Source organism: Psychrobacillus antarcticus (assembly GCF_029533155.1).
Lineage (GTDB): Bacteria > Bacillota > Bacilli > Bacillales_A > Planococcaceae > Psychrobacillus > Psychrobacillus antarcticus.
The window spans coordinates 73,181-90,585 of the sequence record NZ_JAIZDB010000014.1 but is presented as its reverse complement, the minus strand read 5'-3'; the positions used below and the strand labels follow the sequence as shown (position 1 = coordinate 90,585).

Here is a 17,405-nt window from a genome sequence, read left to right as displayed (position 1 = left end):
ATTATACTTGAGGAGAAGAAAATGAAGGAGAGAAGTAATGATTGGTTATCGTATTTTTTATTTATCACATTGGCAGTCAGTTCCTTTGTTGTCATTGAACCATCTCCCTATGATCTATTTATTATTCTACTTATTGGAATAGCCTTTGCATTATCTATTTATAGATTTTCCAAGGAAATGGTTTTTCCAATAATAATTCTCTCTATATTCTTAATAAGCAATCTATTATCTTTATTTTTTATTAAAGCTATTGGTCCTTCTATTTTCTTTACAGCAATTACATTTTACTTAGCATTAACTTGGATTGGGATAATTGGGCTGAGCGAACGGATTACCCAAACTCGATTGCAATTGATATTACATGGTTATTTAATTTCTGCATGCCTTTCAGCAATTATTGGTCTTCTAGCTTATTTTAATCTGATACCTTTTAGTGATTTATTTTTAATGTATGGAAGAGCCAAAGCGCTTTTCAAAGATCCTAATGTTTTTGGACCATTTTTAGTTATGCCAGCCTTGTTTTCATTAAGTATGACAGAGCGTAAGGACATGCCATTAAAGAAAAAAATCTTCTACTATACTACTTTTCTAATATTAATAGCTGCAGTAATTATTAGTTTTTCTAGGGCAGCATGGGGCAACTTATTAATTTCGCTATTGATCTATCTATTTCTATTTAAAGTCAATCTATTTAAAAGAAGGATTAATACTGTTTTATTTATCGTAATTGTCGGAATTCCGGTTATTCTATTTATTATTCAGTCTCCTTTAATCGAAGACTTACTCGTATCTCGATTAAGCTTTCAGAATTATGATAATGAGCGATTTGGTACGCAGCTTGCGGCTTTTGAAAGTGGGATTTCTAACCCACTCGGTATTGGAGCAGGTCAGTCGGAGAGTATCTTTCAATATTCTCCACATAGCCTATACGCCCGGGTGTTTACAGAGAACGGTGTAATAGGTTTTTTATCCTTCATTTTATTTCTCATTGTTAGTTTGTATAAAGCACTTTGTAGTTACTGGAGTTCGAAGCGGGAAGATGGCGTTTTTTATGTCGTTATATTTGCAAGTCTAATCGGTTTAGCATTTAATAGTTTTTTTGTTGATACATTACATTGGAGACATTTTTGGCTGCTATTAGCTTTAGCATGGATTCCATTAAATGAGCGAAGAAATGAGTGGTAGATTGACCATATTAGTAAGTGTAAACTGTACTACTTATAATCATGAACAATATATAGCAGAAGCCATTGAAAGTTTTCTAAATCAAATAACAAATTTCAAATATGAAATTCTTATTGGAGAAGATTGCAGCACTGATAATACTAGAAAAATAGTAGAACACTACGCAAATTTGTATCCAGATAAAATAAGAATAATAACATCTCCGACTAATGTAGGTGCAAGAAAAAATTCACAAAGGCTTATTCAAAACAGTAAAGGAAAGTATATTGCTGAATGCGAAGGGGATGATTATTGGACAGATCCCAACAAATTACAGCGACAAGTAAACTATATGGAGCAGCATCCAAATTGTACTTTGTGCTTTCATTCAGCTGAAATTATTCAGGCACCTAGTATAAAAACTAATAGATTCATTAGACCATATGTTACTGATCAAATTAGCCCAATGGAGGATATTATTATTGAAGGTGGAGGGTTTTGTCCAACACCATCGTTATTTTATCCTAAAAACCTTATGGAAAATCCACCTCCCTTTTATGAATCAGCACCCATAGGTGATTATCCTATGCAGATGCTACTTGCAAGTCAAGGTTATGCATATTATATGGATAAAAGCATGTGCGCATATCGAAGTGGTGTAGAGGGGTCATGGACAAATCGTATGATTCTTAGCGGTAATATTCGAGGAAAAGTTATTCAAATAAATAGTGGAATTATTAATCTGTTAACCGGGTTTAATGAGTACTCCGAATTTAGGTACAAAAATGAAATAGCAAAGGTTAAGGAAGTCTTAGAATATGAAATATTAATCCTCCAAAAGAAAAAGATAAACAATAAAAATATACACAACTATTCTTTCTTGTACAAAATTAGTGTACATCTTAAAGTATTTCTACGTTGCAATTATCCGCAGTTGTTTATGAAATTATCCAGCTTAAAAACTACTAAATATATGAAAAAACCAAATGCTTGAGGACATCCAATGAAGGGAACAGCCACTTTAACGAATAAGACGACACGAGCGATTGTTTGGAGCTTTACTGAATTGATGGCAAATTACGGGATTCAGTTTATTATACAAATTGTTTTAGCTAGGTTATTAGTACCGGAGCATTTTGGTGTATTTGGAATGATTTTAGTATTTATCGCAATTTCTAACTCTATTGTGGACAGTGGATTTACCCAGGCTCTTATAAGAGATCAGCAGACAACTCAGGAAGACTATTCAACTGTGTTCTTTTTTAATCTTGGAATCTCGATGATTTTATATGGAATACTCTTTATCAGCTCTAAAGGAATTAGTATTTTTTTCGAGGAACCACAATTAATAGAAATTATTCGAGTGCTTTCTATTGTCATTATCATTAATGCCTTTGCAATTATTCAAAGAGTTATGCTTATGAAGAAAATTGACTTTCGTACAATAACAAAAATTAGTGTCATATCATCCGTAATTTCAGGAACAATTACAATAATTGTAGCAGTGTTAGGATTTGGTGTTTGGAGTCTGGTAGTTAATATGATTTCTCTTCAGCTAATTCAGACATTGTTGCTCATTATTTATAACAGATGGATGCCAAGTTTTATATTTAATTACCAATCTTTTAAACGTTTTTTTAGTTTTGGTTCAAAATTACTTCTTTCTGGTCTCATTGACACTTTCTATAACAATCTCTATTTTTTAATAATAGGTAAGTTTTTTTCAATTACACAGCTTGGTTATTATACAAATGCGGTAAAAGTTAGGGACCTTGCATCGCAATCCTTAGCTTCGACAGTACAACGAGTAACGTATCCAGTGCTTAGTAGTATTCAAGACGATGAGAAGCGTCTTGAACTAGGATTCAAGAAAATAATTAAACTTTCTGCATTTATTAACTTTCCATTGTTAATTGGCCTGGCAGCAATAGGGAACCCAATCTTCCTAATTCTTTTTGGAGAAAAGTGGATTCCTTCAGTCATATATTTTCAATTGTTGTGTTTTGCAGGAATGTTATACCCACTTCACGCTATCAACTTAAATATTTTACAAGTCAAAGGTAGATCTGATTTGTTTTTACGATTAGAAATTATTAAAAAAGGCCTTCTCACGATACTTATTGTTCTTTCTTTTTTATTTAAGCTAGGAATCATTGGGTTAATTTGCGCAGCAGTTATAAGTTCTTATCTTTCATTACTTATTAATATGTATTATTCAGCAAGAGAGATTTCATATTCGACTAAAGAACAGCTAAAAGACCTTCTGCCGATTTTTGGGATTTCCATTGTAATGGGAACTATTGTATTTATGGTAGGTAAGATAATAATACTTGGGAGTATTCCAACACTTATTTCTCAAATTAGCATAGGTATTGTAGCTTATATAGGATTAAGTAAAATCTTTAAGATTCGTGAATTACATCTTTTAATTGAACTATTAAGGTCTTTCTTATCTGGACAGAAATCAAGAAAAAGTGAGGGGAATTCATGAAAAAAGTCATGTTCCTTGGAGGCTCAATACAGCAGTTACCAGCAATGCAATATGCCAAAAAACAAGGGTATCATACGATTTTATGTGATTTCTTACAGGACAATCCAGGACAATATTATTCAGATGAATTTTATTGTGAGAGCACAACGGATAAAGAAAAAATTTGTAAAATCGCGATGCAAAAAAAAATCGATGGAATTGTAGCTTATGCATCCGATCCAGCTGCAGCACCTGCAGCATTTGTTAGTAATAAGTTGAATTTACCTTCCAATTCGTACGAGTCAGTATTAGTGCTATCAAATAAAGAATTGTTTAGAGAATTTTTATTCAATAAAAATTTTAATTGTCCAAAAGCAAAAAGCTTCAAAAATGTTGAAGAAGCAATAATAAGTTTAAGTGAATTTCAGTTTCCATTAATAGTTAAGCCAACTGACTCCTCCGGTAGTAAAGGTGTTTCCAAAATTGATAAACAGGAAGAATTATTTGAAGCATTTAATACAGCCATTTCTTACTCCAAGGATAAAAAGGTGATTATAGAAGAGTTTATTGAGATGTCCCATGAATATATGGTCGGGGGTGATATCTTTGTAGTCAAAGGAAAAATAGAATTTTTTGGGTTATTAAACTGTCATAGAAGTAAAGAAGTCAATTCATTGGTACCAATAGGTAAAAGCTATCCATTATTAATCGAGGAAGAAAAAATACATTTAATACATGATGAGTTACAAAAAGTAATAACCCTTCTGAACATAAGTATGGGGGCATTTAATATTGAGGTAATGTTCAGTAAAGATGGAGGTCCATACATTATAGAAATGGGACCAAGAAACGGTGGCAATATGATACCACAACTACTCAAAATAATAACTGGAGTAGATTTAGTTGAAGCTACCGTGGAAGCTGCTTTAGGAAAAGTGGAAGAATTAAAACTTAGGTGTTCTTTCCCAATAGATTCTTTTTTTTCAACTTATATCATTCATTCTTCTAAAGCAGGTAGATTAAAGAACATTATTTTCTCCAAGGAAATACAAGAAAATATATTAGACAAATTTATCTTTAAAGAGGTAAATGATGAAGTGGAAATATTTGATAGCTCTAACAAAGCAATTGGAATTATTTTTCTAAAGTATAGAAGTTTAGAAGAATTAAATTCCAAAATGAAAAATATGAATAAGTTTATTAAAATACAAATGGACGATATAAAGTAATCAATCCAAACGAAATAAAAAAAGGGAGTTTTAGATGATAAAAGATGAACCTATTTACATTACAAGACCATTACTTCCAGATCTAGATGATATATACGCTAAATTAAAAGAAGTTTGGGATAGCAAATGGCTAACTAATAGTGGTCCACAGCAATCTAAGTTAGAACTAGAATTAAAAACCTTCTTGAAAGTAGAAAATTTATCCCTATTTAATAATGGCACATCTGCATTACTTTTAGGTTTAAGAGCTTTAAACCTAACCGGAGAAGTGATTACTACTCCATTTACTTTTCCCGCAACAGTCCAAGCACTCGACTGGAATAATTTAACCCCTGTATTTTGTGATATAGATCCCACAACACTTACCCTAGACGCAGCAAAAATTGAACCCCTTATTACAGAAAAAACTTCTGCTATCCTTGGTGTTCACACATTTGGAAATCCATGTGATGTCGAACAAATTCAATTAATCGCAAACAAATATAAACTGAAAGTAATTTATGATGGAGCACATACTTTTGGGACAAATTTTAATAATAAGCCTGTTAGCGAATATGGAGATATGACGATGTTCAGTTTCCATGCAACAAAACTCTTTAATACTATCGAAGGCGGAGCATTGACTTTTAGAGACAATAGTTTAGTTGAAAAACTTAATCTCCTAAAAAATTTTGGAATAGCAAATCCAGAGGAGGTTGTTCTTTCAGGTCTAAACGCAAAGTTAAACGAAATTCAGGCAGTAATTGGACTTGAAGTATTAAAGCTTGTGGAAACCGAACGCAAGAAGAGGCATGAAATAAAAAGAGCATATGAATCGTACTTGAAAGATGTACCCGGTATTAACGTGTTGACGAAATTAGAAGATGAATGCAGCAGTTATCAGTATTTTGTCATTCAAATAGACGAAGAGTTATATGGTAAATCAAGAGATTGGCTACACGAGAAACTAAAAGAGTACAACGTATTTACACGAAAGTATTTCTATCCTTTATGTAGCGACTTTGAATGGTACCAGCATTTAGAGTCTGCCCGGAAAGAAAATCTTCCGATAGCAAATAAAACTGTTACACAAGTATTGGCTATGCCCTATTACGGTGAACTTCATTTGGAATCAGTGGAGAAAATTTGTAAAGTGATTCGTGATTCTATATGAAAGGAATTATTTTAGCTGGTGGATCTGGTACTCGTTTATATCCGCTAACAAAAGTTATCTCTAAGCAAATGCTACCAGTTTACGATAAACCAATGATTTATTATCCTCTTTCCGTTTTAATGCTTGCGGGGATTAGAGACATATTAATTATTTCTACACCAAGAGATATAGAGGGATTTCAAGAATTATTGGAAGATGGTACTAAAATAGGAGTGAATTTAACATATGCAATACAAGAAAATCCAACCGGTATTGCAGATGCCTTTATTATTGGTGAGAAATTCTTAGGAGACTCTTCGGTTGCTTTAGTGCTCGGTGACAATATTTTTTATGGCTCTAATTTTGGGCATAAAGTAAAGGAAGCGGCAACTAACTTATCTAAAGGTGCCCTAATTTTCGGGTGTTATGTGAAGGACCCTAGAGCCTATGGAGTAGTAGAAGTAGATGAAGAAGAAAATGCCATTTCAATAGAAGAAAAACCAGAGAATCCAAAATCCTTTTACGCGGTACCAGGTCTCTATTTTTTTGATAATCAAGTAACAAAAATCGCCAAAGAGGTTAAACCTTCTTCCCGAGGAGAAATGGAAATAACTTCTATTATTAATGAGTACCTTCAATTGGGAGAATTGAAGGTAAAAATAATGGGAAGAGGATTAGCTTGGCTAGATACAGGAACCCATGAGTCTCTTTTAGAGGCATCTAATTTTGTAGAAGCTATCCAAAATCGACAGGGATTATATGTTTCATGTATTGAGGAAATAGCCTTTCGCAGAAACTATATATCGAAAGAACAATTATTAAAGCTCGCAGAACCGTTAATGAAGACAAACTACGGCAAGTATTTAGTAGATGTTGCGAATTCTAATAGAGCATAAAGGAGATTAGGATGAATATCTTAGTTACAGGTGGAGCAGGATTCATCGGATCCAATTTTATAAAATATGTGCTGTCAAAATATGACTACACAATAGTTAATCTGGATTTATTAACGTATGCTGGTAATCTGCAAAATTTAAAGGATATCGAGCACGAAGAAAGATATCACTTCGTAAATGGAGATATTTGTGATCGTGATTTACTAAATAAACTGTTTCATCAATATGATATTCAAGCTGTTATTCACTTCGCAGCTGAATCTCATGTAGATAAAAGTATTGATGAACCAGAAATTTTCTTGAAAACAAATGTGTTTGGTACACAGGCATTATTAGATACAGCCAAAAATTATTGGAAGGTCCATAAATCAGATAAATATTGCACTGAATACAAAGACGACGTTAAATTTATCCAAATTTCTACGGATGAAGTGTACGGTGCTTTAGGTAAAGTAGGATATTTTACTGAAAAGACAAATCTCTCACCGAATAGTCCATACTCTGCCTCCAAAGCATCTGCAGATTTAATGGTGAGAGCTTATTATGAAACGTACAAATTACCTGCTGTTATTACTAGATGCTCAAACAATTATGGTCCGTATCAATATCCTGAGAAGTTAATTCCCATGATTATTTCACAGGCTTTAAATAATCTGCCAATACCAGTCTATGGAGATGGAAAACAAGTAAGAGATTGGTTACACGTGGAAGACCATTGTACTGCAATTGATTCAGTACTCCACTCTGGAAGAATTGGAGAGGTATATAACATAGGTGGAAATAATGAAAAAGAAAATATAGAAACTGTTAAAATAATTCTAAATTTATTAAACAAAAGTGAGGATTTAATCAAATTTGTTGATGATCGTTTGGGGCATGACAGAAGATATGCTATTGCTAATACTAAAATTAGTGAAGAGTTGGGATGGGTTCCTTCTAATACATTCAATGACGGTCTTTCAAAAACAATACAATGGTATTTAGAAAATAGAGAATGGATAACGTCTCCTATTTCTATTGCGAACAAGACTTCAAAAAAACATTAAAATTACTGGGGTGTATGTATGAAGAAGATCATGTTACTTGGTGGATCGGATCAGCAAGTTATTGCGATTAAATCTGCAAAAGATCAAGGATATTACACTATTTTATGTGATTACTTAATAGATAATCCAGGACAATATCATTCGGATGAATATTATTGTGTAAGCACAACGGATAAGGAAGCGATTCTTGAAATTGCAAAGCAAAAGAATATAGATGGAATTGTTGCTTATTCATCAGAAGTGGCAACAGCTACGGCAGCTTATGTAGCTAACAAATTAAATTTACCATCAAATCCATATGAATCCGTATTAATTTTATCAAATAAAAATCTATTCAGAGATTTTTTAATGAATAACGGTTTTAATTGTCCAAAAGTGAGAAGCAACCATTTAAAAAGTGAAGCAAAGGATTGCCTTGCAGATTTTGAATTTCCGATAATGGTAAAACCTGTAGATTCTTCAGGAAGTAGAGGAGTTACGCGAATATTTTCTCTGGAAGAGTTTGATAGGGCATTTGATGAAGCTCTTTTAAATTCAAAACAAAAACTAGTCATTCTCGAAGAGTATATTGGTATGACACATGAGTGCATGATTGGTGGTGACATAATCGTAGTAAATGGAATTATTGAATGTTATGGATTTTTAAATGGATATAGAGATATAGAAAAAAATGTATTTATCCCAACAGGTAATAGTTACCCAGTTTTTATAGAGGAAGAAAGGCTAGTCTTAGTACGCAAGGAATTGCAAAAAGTAATAAATTTATTGAACATAAGTAGGGGAGTCTTTAATATTGAAGTTCTGTTTGATAGAAATGGAGAACCATATATTATTGAAATGGCTGCTAGGAATGGTGGACATATGATATCTCAACTATTAGAGATGGCAACGGGAGTAGACTTTGTAAAAGCAACCGTTGAAGCAGCTTTAAATAACAATGAGATAGAAATAAAAGATAGGCAGGCACAGAATTACTATGCTACTTATTACTTGCATTCATTTAAAAGAGGAAAGCTAAAAGACATAGTATTTTCTGATGAAATACAAGGAAATATTATTAAAAAAGTAATAAATAAAAAATATAATGATCAAATAGAAATATTTAAAGGCTTAAATAAAATAGTGGGAATTGTTTTCCTGAAGTTTAGTTCCTCAGAAGAGTTGAAATCTAAAATGAAGAACATGAAACAACACATTGATATTCAATTGATTAGCTAAAATTTTTATTTAATTTCAGTGTTCAACCAATTATAAATAAAAAAGGGGCTAATTAATCGGTGAACAATATTGAGGGAATAGAGAATAGAAACCAGGTTGATTTTTTAAAGAAAGTGAATTTATTAAAACAACAATTTGGGGACTCCTTTTATTTATTTGACTTGGAAAAACTAAGCACAAACTATTTGAAGATGTTCTCAGCATTTAGTAGTAGGCACAGTAAATTTATTCTGGGATATTCATATAAAACAAATTATTTACCAATTTTATTAAAAGAGATATCTAAATTAGGAGGATACGCAGAAGTTGTTTCTAGGATTGAATATGATTTAGCACTAAAAATCGGAATGAATCCAAAAAATATTATTTTTAATGGTCCGTTGAAGTCTTCTGAAGATATCGCATTAGCACTGAAAGAAGGCAGTATTATTAATTTAGATTCGTTTAGTGAGGTTGAGTTTGTAAAAGAATATACTCAGAAGAATAAAAATAAGCATTATAAAGTAGGATTAAGAGTAAATTTTGATATATCAATTGAAGGGAAAAGCCCTCTTCAGGGTGGATTTAAACAAAGTAGATTTGGTTTTTGCGTTGAAAATGGAAATTTAGAGAAAGCCTTAAACGATTTAAAGCGAATAGAAAACTTAGATGTGGTTGGTCTGCATGGTCATTTTTCCACCCAATTAAGAAGTTTAGAAGTTTTTGAGAAAATAACCCAGAAATTATGCGATCTGTCAAAAATATATATTTCAAACACATTAGAGTATCTGGATATTGGTGGAGGATTTTATGGTAATGTACCCGAAACAATGAAGATAAATAACGTCCCATCCTATGATGATTATGCTATGGCGATCTGTTCCATTATGAATAAAGAAAAAATACATTTTAAAAACGAGCCATTTTTAATAATAGAGCCAGGTTTATCATTAGTAGTCGATACATTTAAATTCTTTTGTAAAGTAGTCGATGTGAAGAAAAATGGTAATGAATATTTTGTTCTAGTTAATGGGAGTGTTCATAATATTAAACCTAGTATTAGTAAAAAAAATACCTCGATGCAGCTTGTCAAAACAAATGTAGCTTGTTATCAAACAGACAGATTTAATGTTGTTGGTTATACATGTATGGAGAAAGATTATTTAATGATTGACCATGTTGGAGAAATTCCAAAAGTAGGAGATTTTCTAGTATTCCACAACATGGGTGCTTACACTATAGTACTTAATCCTCCTTTTATCAAAGAGAGACCTCCAATTATCGCTAAAATAGGCAATGAATTTAAGGCAGTTAGGAAGAGAGAGGAATTAGATGATTTTATCAATAGTAATGTTTATGTCTTCTAATATGTAACTTAATGGATTCCAAACTCTAAATTGAATAGCACTTACTATCAATAGGTTTCTACAAAGGAAAATGAGGGATAGTAGATGAAAATTGTTCAACTGATTACACATATGTATGAGGTAGGAGGGGCTCAAGTACATGTTCTTGACCTTTCGAAAAGAATGGTAGCAGATGGTAATCGAGTTTCAATCCTTTATGGAACCGAAAAACAACTAGCGGATGAGCTTTATGTAAAAGAGATTGAATACATTCCACTGAAGCATTTAATAAGAAATATGAATTTAGTCAAGGATATACTCGCTTTTATTGAAATTAGAAAAACTTTAAAACAACTGGATCCTGATATTGTAGCTATTCATTCTTCTAAAGCTGGGATACTTGGAAGAATCGCCTGTTGGACGCTTCGAATTCCTTTCGTTTTCACAGCACATGGATGGGCTTTCACAGATGGTGTGGCGAAAAACAAACAGGTTTTCTATCGTAGAGTAGAAAAATGCATAGGTAAAATATCAAAAATAGTAATTACTGTTTGTGATTATGACAGAATTCTAGCTTTGCAGCACCAGGTGTTAAGCTCTTCCAAATTAATAACGATTCACAATGGTGTTATGGACCAAAGTCAACGAAGTGTTCAATTTGTACGTAATGACATTGTAAAAATATTAATGGTTGCTCGTTTTGACACACCTAAAAAACAATTGGAGCTATTACATGCACTTCTTCAAATAAGAGAGTTAAATTGGTATATGATTTTTGCTGGTGACGGTAGGCAAAAGGAACAAGCGGCTAAATATGTTCAGGAGCAGAACTTGGGGGATAAAGTAACATTTTTAGGCAATCATTCTAACGTCTCCGAGCTATTGAAGGATGCGGATATTTTTGTGCTTACTTCTGCATGGGAGGGTTTGCCTCTATCCATATTAGAAGCTATGGCGCATGGACTGCCAATTATCGCTTCTAATGTAGGGGGAGTGAAAGAGGCTGTGAGGAATTCTGAAAACGGATTTTTAATTGAGCATAATTTGCCCGAGTTACTTACCACTTTAATCGAAAATCCTTCTCTCCGAAAAAGTATGGGGAAAAAAAGTCGCGAAATATATGAAGCAAGTTTTACCTTTGAACAGATGTATAGTCAAACCTTCATAACGTATAAAAACCTAATAAAATTGGAGGAAAAAGATTGAAGGTACTAGTAACAGGAGCAGCAGGTTTCATAGGTTCTTTTGTAGTCCAGGAGCTGTTAAATCATCAATTTTCAGTTGTTGCTTTAGATAATCTTTCGAATGGTAAAAAAAGCAGAGTTCCTAGAAATGCAACATTCTATGAAGTTGATATTACAACTTCTGAGACTGAGCGCATTTTCCAACTAGAACAGCCAGATTATGTTATTCATCTTGCAGCACAAACCTCGGTCCTAGCTTCTATGGAGAACCCAATAGCAGATTGCCAAGCTAATGTTTTAGGTACAATCAATACACTTAAATACGCCAATCAATTTAATGTGCAAAAATTTATCTTAGCTTCCTCAGCAGCTGTTTATGGAAATTCGAGTGCTCTACCCGTAGAGGAGGACGCTAAATTATCTCCACTTTCCTTTTATGGATTATCGAAAGTTTCTGCTGAGAATTACGTGCGCCTGTATGAAAAAATGTTCGGCCTCAAAACCTGTATTTTAAGGTTTTCGAATGTTTATGGACCTGATCAAGAGAGTGGCGTCATCTCGAGCTTTCTTAATCGTATCTCTAAAAAAGAAGCGCCAATTATTCATAATGGAAGTCAAACAAGGGATTTCATATATGTTAAGGATGTAGCCGCTGCTTGTCTTACTGCAATGGTAAGTCATGAAACCGGTGTTTTTCATATTAGTTCTGGTATAGAAAGAACTATTAAAGAAGTATCTAAGTTAATCTCACATATTACTAATATAGAAATAGAACCAATTGTAAAAGAGTTGGATGCTGCTGAGATTAAACGAAGTGTCCTGTCAAATGAAAAAGCTAAAAGAATTCTTCAGTGGGAACCATCTTACACATTGGAGGAGGGACTGGAAAAAATTATTCAGTCTAACAATAAGGGCAATAAATTGTAAACGAAGGAGGATTATTTGAAACTTATAAGTATTAAATCTTATAGCCATTTAGAAGTTTACAAACAAGACTGGAATAAAATTATTGAGGATATCGAAAATACTAATCCTTTCATAGAATATGAGTTTGTATATAACTGGTGGAGAATACTAGGATCTAAAGAAAATGTTGAAATTATAGCAATTGAAGAACACAACAGGATGATTGCTTTTTTCCCTTTTCAATTTAAAAAAACATGGTATGGATATATGGCTAACTTTTTAGCGCTAGGTATAGCAAATTATATGGATATTATTGTGAGGAAATCAGATGCAAGTCGTGCCATTATGTTTGCATTTGATGAATTGATAAAAATGAAGAAAAGTATTGTATTTTCTCTTCATGGTCTGTTAGAAAGCACAGACACACCTTTTGCTATTACTCAGTATTTAAATGCAAGGAATATGAAGGAACGTCATTTTTCAATCATTACTCCATATATAAATCTGAAGCAGCTTAATTTTGACGAGTACATGAAAACTCGAAAAAAACTACACGGCATGGATCGAAGAGAAAAAAGGTTGAGGGCATTAGGGGACGTTTCGTTAAAAATATTAGAAGAAAATGATATGGATGAAATTGTAAGGCTACATAAGCGAAGGTGGGAAAAGAAAAATGACACGAGCGGCTTTTCAACAGAAAGAAAGCAGGTATTCTTTAGACATTTAGCTGCTCTACCACCTGGAAATTTTTCGGTTCGTTTAACAGCTTTAGAAGTTCAAGGTGAGAAAGTCGCTTTCACTTACGGGTTTACATGTAGAACAAGATATTTAGGATATGTACTAGGTCACGATTCAGATTTTGATTCCTATGGGCCAGGTAGATTGTTAATAAAAGAAAAAATGAGTCAATTAATTTCCGACGGTTTTCATAAGTTGGATATGAGCATTGGTTATGAGCCATATAAAATGGAATGGAATACGAACGTAGATTTTACTAGAAAATCAATATTTTCTACGAATACGATTCGGGCAAAGACTTGTAGAAATATATTATGGCTGAAGGATATTCTAATCTCTAAAATAAAAAAGTACAGAGTAGTTGTTATGTTTCGTAGAAATACGATAGGGAAGATTAAGTACCTTTTACGTCAAGAAGAAAATAAGTACTATTTGATGAGTGACATTAAAGAAAGACTCTTACACTATATTTATTACAAGAGACAGTATCTAATAGGTAAGCTGACGAAACCCTACTCATCGATAGAAAATAATAACGTGTATGTCTCGAAAATCACAACGGACTTAGCACTTTCTTCTAAGCAACGAAGAAGAGATATATTACAAAAAGTTTATAGTGGATACGCTGGGTATTACTTGGATGACATATTAAAAGCATTTTGGATAAATGAAAACGTCATTCGTTTAGATGATATTAAAGTAGTGTTTAATCTAAAAAAGAGAAGCATCTACATTAAAGATTGGAAAAAAGAAAACCTCTTACAAATTCTCGATTTTGTAAATATTAATTACAAATGTAAAGATGTATATGTATCTGTTAATAGAAAAGATAAGGAAAGTATGAATTTGCTAAATCAGCTTGGCTTTCAATGGACCGAGAAAATAATTTTTACTCGAATACTTGGAAAGTCAAAAACAAGTAGAGAAGAACTCAAATAGAGAAGAAGGTGCCATAATAATAGTTGTTAAAAGGAAACTTATAAATTTGACTTTAGTAAATTGCTACTTTTTAAAAACGGGTGAAACTCCATTACCAAAAGCGCACTTAATTGGTTTTTCTCATGCTTATCAACCTGTTAACCAATTGATAAAAGAAACTACGATCATTATTGATTTAACAAAAAGTGAAGAACAATTATTAAAAGACCTTCATCGTACAAATAGAAAACAAATTCGCCAGGCGGCTAAGTATGATTTTCAAATAGAAGTATTGGACCGACCAACCCTAGCTAATATAAGGGAATTCCAAACCTTTTACAATGAATTTGTCAAACACACAAATACGTATAAATGTGGTGCATTTCATATAAAAACAATGGAGTTATTAATGGAAGCTAGTCATTTAATTATTACTAGAATAGTAAATGGGAGTAATAGAGAAATCCTTGGCTATCAAGTCTTTATTACAGATGATGAGACTGCCTTTTCTTTATACTCTGCAACCCACTTTAGATTTAAGAATAACGCAATTGATAAGAGAATATTAAGTATAGCTAGCCGCTATTTACTTTGGAGAAATATTTTGTATTTTAAGGATAGAAAGAATTTGGTATATGATATGGGTGGTTTGACAACAAATGATAATATTAGTAGTTTTAAAAGGGAATTCGGCGGTAAAATTACCGATGTCTATTCAGGTTACGAAGCAAGCTCCCTATTAGGGAAATTAGTCCTCTTAGGGAGAACGATGAAACTGAGGAAAGGATGAGGAACTGGGGGGGGCTCTTATTATTTCATTAGACTTTGAGCTTAATTGGGGAGTACACGATGTTTACACAATAGAGGAATACGGCAACAATATTTTGGGAGCTCGTGTAGCTATTCCTCAAATACTCCAATTGTTTTTAAAATATGATATTCATGCGACATGGGCAATTGTTGGTATGCTGTATTGCAAGGATAAACAGGAACTTTTATCATATTTTAACACAATGGATATACCTTATGAGAATACTGCATTTAGCCCAATAAAAAATCTCTCCAACGTAGGGGAGAATGAAACGGTAGACCCTTACCATTTCGGAAGGTCACTAATCGATATGATACGAGAAACATCCAATCAAGAGATTGGAACACACACCTTTTCTCATTATTATTGTTTAGAAGACGGGCAAAATATGGAGCATTTTGTAAAGGATTTGGTAGCTGTTTCTTCTTTGGAGAAAACAGCATCTTTGGTTTTTCCAAGGAACCAAGTAAACCTTCATTATTTACATGTATGTAAAGAGCTTGGAGTAAAGGCATACCGAGGAAATGAAAAAAACTGGATGTATAAAGCTCATACAGCTGAAAAAAATTCTTCGCTGAAAAGACTGTGTCGCCTAATCGATGCCTATATGAATATATCAGGCAATCATACGTATTGCTTAAAGAATATCGAAACAGATCCTATTGTCAATATTCCTTCTAGTCGCTTTTTGAGACCTTATAATAGCCGGTTGTCCATGCTAGAGCAGCTTCGTCTCATACGAATTAAAAAGGGATTAACTAGGGCTGCAAAGAAAAACGAACTCTATCATTTATGGTGGCACCCACATAATTTTGGTAGAGATACAAAGGAAAACCTACAATTTTTAGAAGAAATCTTAAAGCATGTCGACTATTTAAAGAACAAGTATAACTTTCAAAGTATGCATATGCGGGATGTTACGGATGTATTAAAAGTTATTACAGCAAAAGTAGTTGCAAAAAGTTACTACTTCCCGTTTATTGTCGTTTTTTAAGTCTACTGGTTTAGTGCTAAAACTAAAAGAATATAAAGAAATTATTCATTAGAGTCAATATTTTTTAGTTATGATGAAAAAAAGGATCATGCATCATAGTACATGATCCTTTAAGCTTCTATAATTATCTCACGCCATATTTCCTCTCAAGCTGCACCAGCTCAGCATCTTCATTCCGTTTACCTTCTATTAAATCCTTTAAAATATGTGAGCCTAGCATGCTATATACTGTTCCATTTCCACCATAACCTAGTAAATAAAAGTGGTCTTTTTTCGTTGGGTGTTCTCCGATGAATGGAATATTATCAATAGATTCGCCAAAGCTTGCCGCATATGCATAATCTATCTGAATGTCATAATTAGGGAAAAGCTCTTTTGTTTGTTGTAATAAGTTTTCTGCTCGCTGCAGGATGACTTCATCAGAGTCCGGTGCTTCTGGCTTGTCTTCATCCAAGCCACCGACAACGATTCTTCCTTCTACAGTCGAACGAATATATAAGTAAGGGCGCTTGGTTTCCCATATTAATGCCTGTTCATACCAATCATTAAATGCTGGGATTGGATTGCTGACAAATGCATAAGAACGGTTAATATCAGCCCCAATGCGCTCACCTACGGGAGTTGTTTCATAGCCAGTTGTGTAGACGATATGGTTGGCATAAAAAGGTTGACCAGAGGTACGTATTTCTAATTTATCGTTATCCTCCAATACATCTAAAACCTCCGTATAAGGAAAAAAATGTACACCTAATTCTTCTAGTTTAGTTAGAATACCATGCACAAACTTTAATGGATTAATCTCCGCATCACCGAATGTTACTAATGCACCTGGTTTGGAAAAAGGCATTTTTTCAGCCATTTCATTTGGTCCCCAATAGTCACAAGGAAACCCATACTTTATTAATGTATCGTATTCTGCTTTTATCTTTTCAACATCGTTTTCGTCGCTCGCATAGCATATACTTGGTCTTCGGATGAAGTCTACTTCTATTGGTAAACTCTTTGCAATGCGTTCAAGATCGTCCATTGCTTCATAACAAAGCTGGTAAAAGCGAACAGCATCTTTTTCTCCAATTTGTCCGATTAATTCGTGTAGCATAATATCATTGGAATATTGTAATAGACCAGTATTTGCACTGGAACTGCCTGTGGCCATCTCACGTTTATCTAGTATCGCTATCTTGAGACCAGCCTCTGCTAATGCAAGTCCAGTAAGAGCTCCTGACATTCCAGAACCGACTATTACTACATCATATAAGTCTAGTTTTTCAAAAGTATTTTTTGGAGTGAATGGGTTTGTAGTTGTAGGCCAGTAGAGGGATCCATTATGTATTTTCATATTTCATACTCCATTCTAATAGTTTTTAACTATAT

15 protein-coding genes are annotated in these 17,405 nt (G+C 33.2%); 14 read left to right on the top strand and 1 reads right to left on the bottom strand.

What is annotated here, in order from left to right:
* Nucleotides 1-21 precede the first annotated feature (21 nt).
* The 14 genes from LDK52_RS09175 (at nt 22) to LDK52_RS09110 (ending at nt 16,031) form a co-directional block, all read left to right on the top strand.
* Nucleotides 22-1,185 (top strand): O-antigen ligase family protein, encoded by a 1,164-nt coding sequence (locus LDK52_RS09175; protein ID WP_277585655.1) that lies wholly within the window; start codon nt 22-24, stop codon nt 1,183-1,185.
* On the top strand, nt 1,163-2,158 hold the full coding sequence (locus tag LDK52_RS09170; RefSeq protein ID WP_277585654.1) for a glycosyltransferase: 996 nt from the start codon (nt 1,163-1,165) through the stop codon (nt 2,156-2,158). The genes LDK52_RS09175 and LDK52_RS09170 overlap by 23 nt, the downstream gene beginning before the upstream one ends.
* 9 nt (nt 2,159-2,167) lie before the next feature.
* Nucleotides 2,168-3,655, top strand: coding sequence for a lipopolysaccharide biosynthesis protein (locus tag LDK52_RS09165; RefSeq protein ID WP_277585653.1), 1,488 nt, complete (start codon nt 2,168-2,170; stop codon nt 3,653-3,655).
* Nucleotides 3,652-4,863 carry an ATP-grasp domain-containing protein gene (locus LDK52_RS09160; RefSeq protein ID WP_277585652.1) on the top strand — a complete coding sequence of 404 codons (1,212 nt, stop codon included), beginning with the start codon at nt 3,652-3,654 and terminating at the stop codon, nt 4,861-4,863. Before LDK52_RS09165 ends, LDK52_RS09160 begins: the two co-directional genes overlap by 4 nt.
* Before the next feature lie 34 nt (nt 4,864-4,897).
* On the top strand, nt 4,898-6,016 hold the full coding sequence (locus tag LDK52_RS09155; RefSeq protein ID WP_277585651.1) for a DegT/DnrJ/EryC1/StrS family aminotransferase: 1,119 nt from the start codon (nt 4,898-4,900) through the stop codon (nt 6,014-6,016).
* Nucleotides 6,013-6,891, top strand: coding sequence for a glucose-1-phosphate thymidylyltransferase RfbA (rfbA, locus tag LDK52_RS09150; RefSeq protein ID WP_277585650.1), 879 nt, complete (start codon nt 6,013-6,015; stop codon nt 6,889-6,891). Before LDK52_RS09155 ends, rfbA begins: the two co-directional genes overlap by 4 nt.
* Nucleotides 6,892-6,902: 11 nt before the next feature.
* Entirely contained in the window at nt 6,903-7,937 is a 1,035-nt protein-coding gene (gene rfbB / locus LDK52_RS09145; RefSeq protein WP_277585649.1) for a dTDP-glucose 4,6-dehydratase, read from the top strand.
* Between the two features lie 18 nt (nt 7,938-7,955).
* Nucleotides 7,956-9,155: an ATP-grasp domain-containing protein gene (locus LDK52_RS09140; protein ID WP_277585648.1), complete on the top strand. Its 1,200-nt coding sequence runs from the start codon at nt 7,956-7,958 to the stop codon at nt 9,153-9,155.
* 59 nt (nt 9,156-9,214) lie between these two features.
* A complete protein-coding gene (locus tag LDK52_RS09135; RefSeq protein ID WP_277585647.1) occupies nt 9,215-10,501 on the top strand; it encodes a type III PLP-dependent enzyme domain-containing protein in 1,287 nt (428 codons plus the stop codon).
* 84 nt (nt 10,502-10,585) lie between these two features.
* Nucleotides 10,586-11,686, top strand: a complete 1,101-nt coding sequence (locus tag LDK52_RS09130; RefSeq protein WP_277585646.1) for a glycosyltransferase family 4 protein — start codon at nt 10,586-10,588, stop codon at nt 11,684-11,686.
* On the top strand, nt 11,683-12,591 hold the full coding sequence (locus tag LDK52_RS09125; protein WP_277585645.1) for an NAD-dependent epimerase/dehydratase family protein: 909 nt from the start codon (nt 11,683-11,685) through the stop codon (nt 12,589-12,591). Before LDK52_RS09130 ends, LDK52_RS09125 begins: the two co-directional genes overlap by 4 nt.
* A 15-nt stretch (nt 12,592-12,606) precedes the next feature.
* A complete protein-coding gene (locus LDK52_RS09120) occupies nt 12,607-14,247 on the top strand; it encodes a GNAT family N-acetyltransferase (RefSeq protein ID WP_277585644.1) in 1,641 nt (546 codons plus the stop codon).
* 46 nt (nt 14,248-14,293) lie between these two features.
* Nucleotides 14,294-15,016, top strand: a complete 723-nt coding sequence (locus LDK52_RS09115) for a hypothetical protein (protein WP_277585643.1) — start codon at nt 14,294-14,296, stop codon at nt 15,014-15,016.
* A 94-nt stretch (nt 15,017-15,110) separates the two neighbouring features.
* Nucleotides 15,111-16,031: a polysaccharide deacetylase family protein gene (locus LDK52_RS09110; RefSeq protein ID WP_277585642.1), complete on the top strand. Its 921-nt coding sequence runs from the start codon at nt 15,111-15,113 to the stop codon at nt 16,029-16,031.
* Nucleotides 16,032-16,155: 124 nt separating this feature from the next.
* Here the strand turns inward: LDK52_RS09110 and LDK52_RS09105 are convergent, their stop codons facing one another.
* Nucleotides 16,156-17,370, bottom strand: a complete 1,215-nt coding sequence (locus tag LDK52_RS09105; protein WP_277585641.1) for an NAD(P)/FAD-dependent oxidoreductase — start codon at nt 17,368-17,370, stop codon at nt 16,156-16,158.
* Nucleotides 17,371-17,405: the final 35 nt, after the last annotated feature.